General features: G+C 73.3%; 9 protein-coding genes. All 9 read right to left on the bottom strand.

All coding sequences use genetic code 11. The annotated features are described in order from the left end of the window. Positions 1-163: 163 nt before the first annotated feature. The gene (gene cobT / locus ACR68M_RS29660; protein WP_441247228.1) at positions 164-3,544 is read right to left on the bottom strand and encodes a nicotinate-nucleotide--dimethylbenzimidazole phosphoribosyltransferase; all 3,381 of its coding nucleotides are present in this window, start codon (positions 3,542-3,544) and stop codon (positions 164-166) included. A 451-nt stretch (positions 3,545-3,995) separates the two neighbouring features. Continuing rightward, complete coding sequence (gene cbiE / locus ACR68M_RS29655) at positions 3,996-5,255, bottom strand: precorrin-6y C5,15-methyltransferase (decarboxylating) subunit CbiE (protein ID WP_441247227.1); 1,260 nt, start codon at positions 5,253-5,255, stop codon at positions 3,996-3,998. A 115-nt stretch (positions 5,256-5,370) separates the two neighbouring features. Continuing rightward, positions 5,371-5,997 (bottom strand): GNAT family N-acetyltransferase, encoded by a 627-nt coding sequence (locus tag ACR68M_RS29650; protein ID WP_441247226.1) that lies wholly within the window; start codon positions 5,995-5,997, stop codon positions 5,371-5,373. A gap of 199 nt (positions 5,998-6,196) precedes the next feature. Next, positions 6,197-7,027: a MetQ/NlpA family ABC transporter substrate-binding protein gene (locus ACR68M_RS29645; protein WP_441247225.1), complete on the bottom strand. Its 831-nt coding sequence runs from the start codon at positions 7,025-7,027 to the stop codon at positions 6,197-6,199. Between the two features lie 83 nt (positions 7,028-7,110). After that, positions 7,111-7,848, bottom strand: a complete 738-nt coding sequence (locus tag ACR68M_RS29640) for a methionine ABC transporter permease (protein WP_441247224.1) — start codon at positions 7,846-7,848, stop codon at positions 7,111-7,113. Next, a complete protein-coding gene (locus ACR68M_RS29635; RefSeq protein ID WP_441247223.1) occupies positions 7,845-8,867 on the bottom strand; it encodes a methionine ABC transporter ATP-binding protein in 1,023 nt (340 codons plus the stop codon). Before ACR68M_RS29635 ends, ACR68M_RS29640 begins: the two co-directional genes overlap by 4 nt. A gap of 474 nt (positions 8,868-9,341) precedes the next feature. Beyond that, positions 9,342-9,842 carry a GNAT family N-acetyltransferase gene (locus tag ACR68M_RS29630; protein WP_441247222.1) on the bottom strand — a complete coding sequence of 167 codons (501 nt, stop codon included), beginning with the start codon at positions 9,840-9,842 and terminating at the stop codon, positions 9,342-9,344. A 273-nt stretch (positions 9,843-10,115) separates the two neighbouring features. Next, positions 10,116-10,376, bottom strand: coding sequence for an RNA polymerase sigma factor (locus ACR68M_RS29625; protein WP_441247221.1), 261 nt, complete (start codon positions 10,374-10,376; stop codon positions 10,116-10,118). Between the two features lie 69 nt (positions 10,377-10,445). Next, positions 10,446-11,870 (bottom strand): argininosuccinate lyase, encoded by a 1,425-nt coding sequence (gene argH, locus ACR68M_RS29620; RefSeq protein ID WP_441247220.1) that lies wholly within the window; start codon positions 11,868-11,870, stop codon positions 10,446-10,448. Between the last annotated feature and the right edge of the window lie 75 nt (positions 11,871-11,945).

Genomic DNA, 11,945 nt, shown 5'->3' with positions numbered 1-11,945 from the left:
GCAGGGCTCCTGGTTCGGAACGGGGAGTCTTGGAGAGAGCGGGCGCTCCCCCGGCTCCGGTGTGCCCCGGGCCTGTCGGGCCGTTCGCGGCGTGGTGCGCGGACGGCCCGACAGGCCCGGGGCCCCCGATACGGGGATGGAGCCGGGAGACGTGGTCGGCGGGTCAGGCCTTCTCGGTGACCCCGGCGGAGTCGAAGGTGGCTACATCGTGCATCGCGCGGGCGGCACTCTGCACCAGCGGGAGCGCGAGCAGCGCGCCCGTACCCTCGCCGAGCCGCAGGTCGAGGTCGATCAGCGGGCGAAGGCCGATCTTGGCGAGCGCGATCTGGTGGCCGGGCTCGGCCGAGCGGTGCCCGGCGATGCAGGCGGCCAGCACCTCGGGCGCGATCGCCTTGGCGGCCAGGGCTGCCGAGCCGGCGATGACGCCGTCCAGGATGACCGGGGTGCGGAGCGAGGCCGCGCCGAGCAGGAACCCGGCGATCGCGGCGTGCTCCAGGCCGCCCACGGCGGCGAGTACGCCGATCGGGTCGGAGGGGTCGGGCTGGTGCAGGGCGAGCGCGCGGCGGACGACCTCGACCTTGCGGGCGTGCGTCTCGTCGTCGATGCCCGTGCCGCGCCCGGTCACCTCGGCCGGGTCGGCGCCGGCGAAGACGGAGACCAGCGCGGCGGAGGCGGTCGTGTTGGCGATGCCCATGTCGCCGGTGATCAGGATCTTGTTGCCCGCCGCGACCAGGTCACGGGCGGTCTCGATGCCGACCTCGATCGCCTTGAGCGCCTCCTCCCGGCTCATCGCCGGGCCCTGCGTCATGTCGTCGGTGCCCGGCTTGACCTTGCGGGGCAGCAGGCCGGTGGTGCGGCCCTGCTGGATGGCGTCCGGCAGCTCGGAGGCGACACCGACGTCGACCACGCAGACCTCGGCGCCGACCTGGGCGGCGAAGGAGTTGACCACCGCTCCCCCGGCCAGGAAGTTCGCCACCATCTGCGCGGTGACCTCCTGCGGCCACGGGGTGACGCCCTGGGCGTGCACGCCGTGGTCGCCGGCGAAGATCGCCACGCAGCCCGGCTCCGGGATCGGCGGCGGGCACTTGCGGCTGAGGCCGCTGAGCTGCGCCGCGATGATCTCCAGCATGCCGAGCGAACCGGCGGGCTTGGTCATCCGCTTCTGGCGGTCCCAGGCGTCGCCGAGCGCCTTGGCGTCGAGCGGGCGGATGGTGCGCAGCGTCTCGCTGAGCAGGTCGTGCGGCTCCTCGCCGGGCAGCGCGCGGTTGCCGTACTGCTCCTCGTGGACTACCCAGGAGAGCGGGCGCTTCTTCGCCCAGCCCTGCTGCTGGAGCTCGGGCTCGTCCGGGAAGGCGTCGACGTACCCGACGCAGAGGTAGGCGACGACGTCCAGGTGGTCGGGCAGACCGAGCTCGCGGACCATCTCCTCCTCGTCGAAGAAGCTCACCCAGCCGACGCCCAGGCCCTCGGCGCGGGCGGCCAGCCAGAGGTTCTCGACGGCCAGCGCTGCCGAGTACGGAGCCATCTGCGGCTGGGTGTGGCGGCCCAGGGTGTGGCGGCCGCCCCGGGTGCGGTCGGCGGTGACCACGATGTTGACCGGGGTCTCGAGGATCGCCTCGATCTTGATTTCCTTGAACTGCTTCGCCCGGCCCTTGGGCAGCGACTCGGCGTACGCGTCGCGCTGGCGCTCCGCCAGCTCGTGCATCCGGCGGCGGGTCTTGGCGGAGCGGATGACCACGAAGTCCCAGGGCTGGGAGTAGCCGACGCTGGGCGCGGTGTGGGCCGCCTCCAGGACGCGGATCAGCACCTCGTGCGGGATCGCGTCCGGGCGGAAGCCGTTGCGGATGTCGCGGCGCTCGCGGATCACCTGGTGGACGGCGTCGCGGCCGGCCTCGTCGTAGCCGGGGGCGGCGGTGCCGGGGTGGTCCAGGACGGGCGCGTCCTCGGCCTCCGGCGCGGGGGCTGCCTCGGTGGTGGCCTCGACGGCGGGCTGGACCTCGACCACGGTGGCCTCCTCTGCGACGGGGACGGCGACGGGCTCGGCCAGGGCTTCGGGCTGGGCTTCGGGCTGGGCCTCGGGCAGTGCTTCGGGCTGGGCCTCGACCACGGCGACGGGCTCCGGCTCGGTCGCGGGCTCGGGAGCGACGGGGGCCTCGACGACCGGGGTCGCGGGAGCCTCGGCGACCGCGAGGTCGTGCGGGGCCGGGGCGGCAAGGAAGGCCGAGGTGCTGCTGCGGCGGTGCTGGGCCTGTGCGGGGATGGCGACCGGCTCGGCCGTGTCGACGGCCACCGCGACGGCGGCGAGCGCGGGCTCGGCCTCGGCCGGTACGGCGGTGGGCTGCTCGGCCGGCGCCTGCTCGACCGCGACGGGCGCGGCCTCGACGACGACCGGCGCGACCGGGGTGACCGGCTCGGTCTGCGCGATCTGCTCGACCGGTGCGGCGGCAACGGGCTCGGCGATGTGCTCGGCAGGGTGCTCGGCGACCGGCGGGGCGGCCTCGAACGGCGCCGCCACGACGGGGGCGTCGGCCGCCGCCGGTACGGGTACGGGCACCGGCTCCATGACCGGCTGCTCGGTGCTCTGCTGCTGCACGGCCTGCGGCTCCACGATCTGCTGTTCCACGACCTGCTGTCCCACCATCTGCTGTTCGATCTGCGGCTCGGCCACCGGCGTCCGGGGCACCTGGACGACCGGCACGCCGTGCGCGGGGGTGCTGCCCAGCGGGCGCACGGCGACGGGCTCGGCCGCGCCGGACGGGCCACGGTCGGCGAGCGAGCGGACGGGGACCTGACCGGTCATCAGCGACGGGTCCGGGATGGGCGGGCCCGCGTGCAGCGGGCGGCGCTGCTGCTGAGGCGCCGTCACGGCGGCGGCGGCGGGGGCCGGGGCGGCGGCCTGCGGCTCGACCGGCAGGGGCTCCACCGGCAGCGGCTCGACCGGCGGTGCCTGCGCGGCCGGCTCGGCCACCGCGGGCGGGGCCAGCGGCGGCCAGGAAGGCTCGACGGGCGTACCGGGAACGGCATCGGCGGCGGGTGCCACCGGCTCCTCGATCGTACGCAGCGTCATGGTGTCGATCGGCTCGACCGCGAGAGCGGTGTCGAGCGGGGCGAGCGGCTCGCCCCAGGAGCCCTGCGGGCCGGGCATGAGCAGCACGTCGTCCTCGTCCTCCAGCTGGTCGGGCTGGTCGAGGAAGGTGAAGGCCTGGCGCGGCTCGGCGGGCCAGCCCTCGGCCGCCGGGTGCTGAGACGTGACCTGCTGGGAGGTGACCTGCTGGGAAGTGCCGTGCTGGGACGTGCCGTGCTGGGGCATGACCTGCTGGGCAGCCAGGTGCTGGGCGACGGGCACGCCGTGCTCCGCCCCGGGCATCGTCGGAGCGACGAAGACCACCGGGGGCACCGGCGTGACGGGGCTCACCGTGGGCATCGGAGGTACCGGCGCCGTCTGGGCCCCGGGTACGGCAGCGCCGTCCGGCCGGACGGGCATCTCGGTGCCGAGCAGGTGCTCCGGCAGTCCCTCGCTGGGGACGTGGCCGCCATCGGTCATGTCAAAGCTCCTTCCAGGCCGCTTCACGCGCCCTTGGCGACGCGATCACCGACCGCAGCGCCCACTCCGCTCGGGGCGGACCAGCTCCGGCCCGCCCGTCCACCTACCGCTTCCGCCTGCTGGCGTCCGCCGCGCGCTCCCCCGGTCGGTGCACCCACTCGGGGTGGCGCACCATCAGAGACAACGACCGCCCGACGCAACCGGCACGACCGCGCCGGACGCCTGCTGCATTCTTCCGGGCCGACCTGCGCCGCGTCGAATGCGCGCACTCCGTACCGACTGGGGTAGCACCACGTCAAAAAGGTGGTAAACGTACCGGATCGGGCACGTCCCACCGCCCGCCGGGCGTCACCAGGACGTCACACTACCGGCCTGCACCGACGGTCTCTCGAATCGGTGTCCGGATGCGACGGGGATCACCGTGCCGGGCCCGACCTCCCTGCCCCGCCGGTCAGGAAGGCTGCTCGCCCCAGAGGACGAGGCTCTGCTCCCCCGGCCCGATCGAGAGCCCGGCGACGGTGCCCCGGCCTGCGTCGAGCGGCGCGTACTGGAGGAGTGCGCCGTCCACCCGGTACCCCGCGCCGGCGATCGCCTCGCGGACGGCCTCCGCCTCGGCGAGGGTGTGCGCCACGGCGACCAGCCGCTCGGGGCGGCGCGCCAGCACGGCGCGCACCACCTCGGCGCCGCCGGATTCGACCATCACCGCGTCAGGTTCGGGCAGGCCGCCGAGCACCTCGGGCCCGACGCCGTGCACCGGCTCGATCTCGACGCCGTACCGGCGGGCGTTCACCGCGATCTGCGCGCAGGCCGAGCGGTCCGCCTCGACGGCGACGACGGCCGCGCCGAAGCGCGCCGTCTCGACGGCCAGCGCGCCGGTGCCCGCGCCCACCACCCAGACCAGGTCGCCGGGGACGGGCCCGAGCCGGGCCACCGCCAGCGCGCGGACGTGCGGGGGCAGCGCGTGCCCGGCGCCGGCCGCCGTCTGCACGCCGCGCTCCGCGCCCGCGTACGCCTCGGCGGGCAGCGCCCAGCCACGGTCCGGCCCCGGGAAGACCACCGGGCGGCCGGCCAGCCAGCCGGCCGCCTCGTCCACCGCGTGCGGCTGCCCGCCACCGCCGATCACCAGCACGACGGCGGGATCACGCCAGACCTGGTCCGGCACCCGCTCGGAGGTCAGGACGGTGACGTCCTCGTCCGGAGTGCCGAGTGCCTCGCAGACCACGAAGGTCCGGTGCACCCCACGCAGCATCAGGGCCAGCTCGCTGGGGCCCGCGTCCGCACTGGTGAGGACGGCCACCTTCGAGTACGCCCGGCAGACGTTGGCCGCCCGGCGCAGCCTGCCGCCGTGCGTGCTGACCACCTGGGCGTCCTCCCAGGGCATCCCCGCGCGGGCGAAGGCGGCAGCCACCGAGGAGACGGCGGGCAGCACCTCCAGTTCGAGCCCGTACTCGGGCCGCCGCAGCGTCCGGACGACGCCGAAGAACCCCGGGTCGCCCTCGGCGACCACCACGGCCGCCCCTCGGTGCTCGGCGATCCGACGGGCCGCCAGCTGTACGCTGCCCAGCGCGATCCGCTCGGCCCCTGCCGGGACCGGCAGCGCGGCGAGCTGGTACGGCGCGCCCGCCACCAGCGTCGCACCGGCCAGCGCGGAGCTGGCCGCCTCGGTCAGCGGAGTACCGTCCCACCCGATGACCGTGATCCGGTCAGCCATCTACCGCTGCTCTCCTCGGCTCTGCACCCCACGACACGTCAGGTGCAGAGGCTACCTGGTGCAGCCCGGCAGGCGCCGCAGCGCCGCACAGGTGTGCGCTCCCAGGGGCAACGCTTCACCAGGTGTGCGCGGCTTCCCCGCCGTGGGAGAAGGCGTGGGGGGATTCGAGGTCCTCGGGGAGGAGGCTCCAGAGGATGAGGTCGCTGCGGCTCTCCTCGCCGGCCTGGCCCCACTCGCTTCCCCGGACTATCCAGGCGCTGCGCAGCACGCCCTCGCTGATCGAGCCGACCTTCTGGGCGACCTGCTGGCCGGCGGTGTTGCCCGCCGCCGTCCGCATCTCCAGGCGGAGGAAGCCGCGGTCCTCGAAGAGCCACTGGGCGACGCCGAGCACGGCCTCGGGGGCGTAGCCCTCGCCACGGGCCCAGGGGGCGGTGATGAAGACGACCTCGGTGGAGAGCAGGCGCCAGTCGGTGCCGCGGAGCTCGACGACGCCGACCACGCGCTGGGTGAGGTGCTCGGTGACGGCGAAAACGATTCCTCGCCCCTGTATGCGGCGGGCGGGCGCGAGGAGGCGGGCCCATTCGACGGCGTGCGCCTCGGTGAAGGGCTGCGGGATCGCCGTCCAGGTGTGCACCAGCTCGTCGGCCATCATGGCGGTCAGGCTGGAGGCGTCGTCGACCTCAAGGGGGCGCAGCAGCAGCCTCTCGGTGCTGATGGCGGTCTCGGGGAAGCTCGCTGGCATGCCGTCTCTCCTCGCCGGGTCGTGGACACACCGTACGGCCCCACCCGTTCTCGGACGCGTCAGCCTATCCGAAGGGAGCCCGGCAGGTCCGGCGGCGGCACCTCGGAAGCCCCTCCCGCGTGCCGCGCCTCGTGCATACTGCCTGACCGGGCCCTCGCGGTGCTGCGGCGGGGGCCCGGTCGGAGTGCTGTACGGTCCGTCAGAACGCGGCGACGACCGAGCCCTTGAAGGTGGTGTCGATGTAGTTCTTGACCTCGGCGGAGTGCAGCAGCTGGGCGAGCTTCTGCACCCGCGGGTCGTTCTCCTTGCCCTTCTTGACGGCGAGGATGTTGGCGTACGGGTTGCCCGCGGCCTTCTCCAGCAGGATCGCGTCGGTGGCGGGCTTGAGGCCGGAGTCGAGCGCGTAGTTGCCGTTGATGACGGCGGCGTCGAGGTCGGCGAGCGAGCGGGGCAGCTGGGCGGCGTCCAGCTCCTTCCACTTCAGGTTCTTCGGGTTGCCGGTGACGTCCGCCGGGGTGGCGGCGGTGCCGACGCCGGACTTGAGGGTGATGACGTTGTTGTCGGCGAGCAGCTTGAGCGCCCGCCCCTCGTTGGTGGCGTCGTTGGGGATGCCCACGGTGGCGCCGGCGGCGAGCTCGCCGGCGTTCTTGACCTTCTTGGAGTAGAGGCCCAGCGGCTCCAGGTGCACCGTCTCGACGGAGACGATGTCGGTGCCGTGCTTCTTGTTGAAGTCCTCCAGGTACGGGACGTGCTGGAAGTAGTTGGCGTCCGCCGAGCCGTCCTGGACGGCCGTGTTGGGGGTCACGTAGTCGGTGACGACCTTCACGTTGAGCTTGAGGCCCGCCTTGTCGGCCAGGTTCTTCTGGACGTAGTCCAGGATCTGGGCGTGCGGGGTCGGGCTGGCGATGACGGTCAGCGGCGCGTCGGCGGAAGAGCCCGAGGACGAGGAGCCGCTGCTGCCGCAGGCCGTGAGGGTCAGGGCGAGACCGGCGGTGAGGAGGACGCTGGTGGACTTCAGAGCGTTACGCACGAAAAGTGCCTTTCTGCGTGGAACGGGCCTCGGGTTCGGGGCCCCGGTCTCACCGCCCGCCGGGGTGCGGGCGGGCGGCGTGGTCAGTGGGTGGAGGTGAGCTGCTCGTCGGCGGCCGGTGCGGCGCGGCGGGAGCGCAGCAGCCGGGTGGTGCCGCCGGAGTGGCCCCGGTCGGTGAGGCGGCGGACGGCGGTGTCGCCGATCAGCTGGATGACCATCACGATGACGACGAGTTCGGCGACGATGACCCACATGAAGCCGGTCTCGAAGCGCTGGTAGCCGTAGTTGACGGCGAGGGTGCCGAGGCCGCCGCCGCCGACGGTGCCGGCCATCGCGGAGAAGCCGATCAGGGCGATGACGGTGGTGGTGACGGAGGAGACCAGGGCGGGCAGCGACTCGGGGAGCAGCACCTTGCGGACTGCCGTCCAGGTGCCGCCGCCCATCGCGTGGACGGCCTCCAGCAGGCCGCCGTCGACCTCGCGGACGGCGGTCTCGACCAGCCGGGCGAAGAACGGGATGGCGCCGATGGCGAGCGGCACGCTGGCGGCCTGCCAGCCGATGGTGGTGCCGACCAGGCTCCGGGTGAAGGTCTGGAGGGCGACCATCAGGATCACGAACGGCAGCGAGCGGCCGACGTTGACGACGGTGCCGACGACGCGGTTCACCGGGACGTTCTGGAGTGCGCCGCCCTTGTCGGTGAGCACCAGCAGCAGGCCGAGCGGCAGCCCGAGCACGATGGTGGCGAGGGTCGCGACGCCGACCATCTGGAAGGTCTCGACCGTGGCGGGCTGCATCAGCGCCCACATCTCGTCCCAGGTCATGCGAGGGCTCCGTCCGCGTTCAGTACGTCCACCTGGAGGCCCTGCTCGCGCAGGAAGCCGATCGGCACCACGTTGTCCATCTGGGCGCCGGGCAGTTCGACCCGCATCCGGCCGACCATCCGGCCGGAGACGGTCTCGACGGCCGCGCCGAGGATGTTGATGTCGATCTGGTAGGTCCGGGCCAGCTGGGAGACGAACGGCTGGGCCGAGCTGTCGCCCTGGAAGGTGATCTCCAGGACGGTGTTGCCGGGGTGGCCCTGGCCGAACTCGCCGAGCGGGAAGAGCTCGCGGGCGAGCAGCGAGCCCTCGGTGGCGAGCAGGTCGGTCAGCCGGCCCGCCTCGACGACCTTGCCGCCGCGCATCAGGGCGGCGGAGTCGCAGACGGTCTTGATGACGTCCATCTCATGGGTGATCAGCAGCACGGTGAGGCCGAGCTGCTGGTTGAGGCGGCGCAGCAGGGCGAGGATCGACCGGGTGGTCTCGGGGTCGAGGGCGGAGGTCGCCTCGTCGGAGAGCAGCACCTTGGGGTCGCCGGAGAGGGCGCGGGCGATGCCGACGCGCTGCTTCTGGCCGCCGGAGAGCTGGCTCGGGTAGCTGCGGGCCTTGTCGGCGAGGCCGACCAGCTCCAGCAGTTCGGCGGCCTTGCGGCGGCGCTGGGTGCGGTCGAGGCCGGTGATCTCCAGCGGCAGTTCGACGTTCTCCTGGACGGTGCGGGAGGAGAGCAGGTTGAAGTGCTGGAAGACCATGCCGATCCGGCGGCGGGCCTCGCGCAGTTCGCGTCCGGCGCGGTGCTCGCGGCCCGGGAGTGCGCTGAGTTCGACCCCGTCCACGGTGACGGTGCCGGAGCTGGGGCGCTCCAGCATGTTCACGCAGCGGATGAGGGTGCTCTTGCCGGCGCCGCTGGTGCCGACGACGCCGTAGACCTCGCCCTCGCGGACGTGCAGGTCGACGCCGGCGAGGGCGGTGACCTCACGGCCCCGGGAGCGGTAGACCTTCGTCAGGTCCTTGGTGGTGATCACAGCTGCTTCCGATGGTCGGGGGCGGACGGCGCGGTGCCGCCGCACCGGTAGGCGGTCAGCGGCATGCCGGGCATGCCTGTGAAGGGGGGTCGGGCTCCTGCCACCACTTGATCGTCGCCGCTGGGCGGCGGGGATGCGCGTGGGCATGGCCCTTACGTGTCGTCAGGGACGACGCGGGGTGGGGGATGGCGCCGGAGTGGGCGCGAGTGCTCGCTTCGGGGCGCGAGGAGGGGAGCCTGGCTCTGCCTGGTGGGCCCTCAGCAGTGACACATTCGACAACGGCACATGCAGAGCCCGGCTGCCGGCGTGGTGCCGGTGGGGGTGCATCTCGTCGTCGCAGTCATGAGTGCAAGTTAAGCAGACGTCCGTACACGGTCCCAATCAGCAGGACCGAGTGTCCGGAATGCGGACACCATGCAGGCGCCGCAAGGGTTCTTACCTGCCCAGGGGCGCGGCACGCCCCTGGGCGGCGGATCAGGCGGTGGCTGCGAGCGGCACGTGGACGGGCTTGGCCAGGGTGACGATGCTCAGGCGGCGGCTCACCTCGCGGACGGCGGACTGCTGGTAGCCGTGGCGGGCGTAGAGGCGGAGGTTGCCGAGGCTGCGGTGGCCGGTGAAGAGCTCGAACGACGCCACGTCGGCCTCGGAGAGCAGCTGCCGCTCGACGGCGTCCAGCAGGCGGCCGCCGAGGCCGTGGCGCTGCATCCGGGGGTGGACCACCAGGCGGCCGATCCGCGCGGTGCCGTCCTCCTCGACGTGGCCCCGGACGGTGCCGACCACTTCGTCGCCGAGCCGGGCGACCAGCACGTGCCGGGCCGCCAACTCGTCCCGGAGGCTCTCCAGGGTCTGGGTCAGCGGCTCGATCGCCCAGTCCCCGTACAGCTCGGCCTCGCTCTGGTAGCCGAGGTACTGGAGCTTGAGGATCTGCTCCGCGTCCTCCTCGTTCGCCACCGAGATGATCACGCTCATGCCCATGTGCGGGGCCTCCCCATCGCTTAGTCACCGGTGCGCGTCTGAGGGTCCGCACCGGTTGCCCTGCCGAAGGTGTGCCCGGCCGGGGATCGGCCCTGACCGGGAGCAACGCAGCAACGTACCCTCGGCGGTCACCGGGGCCGGAGCTGCGCTTACGCTCAGTATCCGGCCGCCCAGGCCATCGTCAAGGGGACGTTAGCCAGCGCTCTACCCCCGCGCTGCCTGCTCTCAACCTCTTCGTGGTGAGCGTCACTCCGGCTCCGCCAGGTCGGCCGATCAGGGCTGGTGGCTGCGCAGCAGGGCCCGCAGGCAGGCGAGACAGCGCGAGCGGGTCGGGCCGATGCTGCCCCGGGGGATGCCGAGCCGGGCGGCCAGTTGGTGGTAGGTCAGTTCGGGTGACTCGGCCAGGGCGGTGAGCAGCTCCGGACAGCGTCCGGGCAGCCGGGCGAGGGCGGTCCTGACGGCGTGTCGGCGCTCGGCGGCGAGGGCTTCGTCCTCGGCGGAGGGGGCGGCGGCCGTACGGGTGACGGGGTACACACGTCTACGAACGAGCGAGGGCGCGGCAGGTGACCCTGCCGCGCCCCTGCCGCGCCCCTGATGCGGCTCTCAGCCCTGGAGCCACTCCTGCTGGGTGGCGAGGTCGGTCTTCAGCTCGGCGAGCTGGACGGCGACGGCGGAGGGGGCGGTGCCGCCCCGGCCGTTGCGGGAGGCGATGGCGCCGTGGACGCTGAGCACGGAGCGGACCTCGGGGGTGAGGTGCGTCGAGATCCCGGCGAACTGCTCGTCCGTCAGGTCGGAGAGCTCGATGCCCTGACCCTCGCAGACCTTGACGCAGGCACCCGCGACCTCGTGGGCGACGCGGAACGGCACGCCCTGCTTGACCAGCCACTCGGCGATGTCGGTGGCGAGCGAGAAGCCCGCCGGGGCCAGCTCCTCCAGCCGCTCGCGGTGGACGGTGAGGGTGGCCATCATGCCGGTGAAGGCGGGCAGCAGGACTTCGAGGGTGTCGCAGGAGTCGAAGACCGGCTCCTTGTCCTCCTGGAGGTCGCGGTTGTACGCGAGCGGGAGGGCCTTCAGGGTGGCGAGCAGGCCGGTCAGGTTGCCGATCAGGCGGCCGGACTTGCCCCGGGCCAGCTCGGCGATGTCCGGGTTCTTCTTCTGCGGCATGATCGAGGAGCCGGTGGAGAAGGCGTCGTGCAGCGTGATGAAGCCGAACTCCTTGGTGTTCCAGATGATCACCTCCTCGGCGATCCGGGAGAGGTTGATCCCGATCATCGCCGTCACGAAGGCGAACTCGGCGACGAAGTCGCGCGAGGCCGTGCCGTCGATGGAGTTGCCGACCGAGCCCCGCTCGAAGCCGAGCTCGGCGGCCACGGCCTCCGGGTCGAGCCCGAGCGAGGAGCCGGCCAGCGCGCCGGAGCCGTACGGGCTGACGGCGGTGCGGGTGTCCCACTGGCGCAGCCGCTCGGCGTCCCGGCCGATGGCCTGCACGTGGGCGAGGACGTGGTGGGCGAAGAGCACCGGCTGGGCGTGCTGGAGGTGCGTGCGGCCCGGCATGGCGGTGTCGGGGTGGGCCTCGGCGAGGCCGACCAGGGCGTGCTGGAGGTCCAGCAGCAGGCCGCCGATGATCTTCGCGTGGTCCCGCAGGTACATCCGGAACAGCGTGGCGATCTGGTCGTTGCGCGAGCGCCCGGCCCGGAGCTTGCCACCGAGGTCGGCGCCGAGCCGCTCCAGCAGGCCGCGCTCCAGGGCGGTGTGCACGTCCTCGTCCGCGACGGTGCCGGTGAAGGTGCCGGCCTCGACGTCCGCGAGCAGCTGGTCGAGCCCGCCGAGCATGCCGGTCAGCTCGTCCACGCTCAGCAGCCCGGCCTTGTGCAGCACGCGGGCGTGCGCCTTGGAGCCGGCGATGTCGTACGGCGCGAGCCGCCAGTCGAAGTGCACGGAGGCGGAGAGCTTGGCCAGCGCCTCGGAGGGGCCGTCGGCGAAGCGCGCGCCCCAGAGGCGGACGTCTGCATTCTGGTCGTTCGGCATCGCGTGGGCTCCTTTACGAGGTGGGTGGGGGTGAGCCCCGGCCGTCGGGGGGTACGGCCGGGGCTCGGTGAGAGG

Source organism: Kitasatospora sp. McL0602, from assembly GCF_052076145.1.
In the GTDB taxonomy this organism is placed as follows: domain Bacteria; phylum Actinomycetota; class Actinomycetes; order Streptomycetales; family Streptomycetaceae; genus Kitasatospora.
This window is presented reverse-complemented; position numbering and strand designations above follow the sequence as displayed.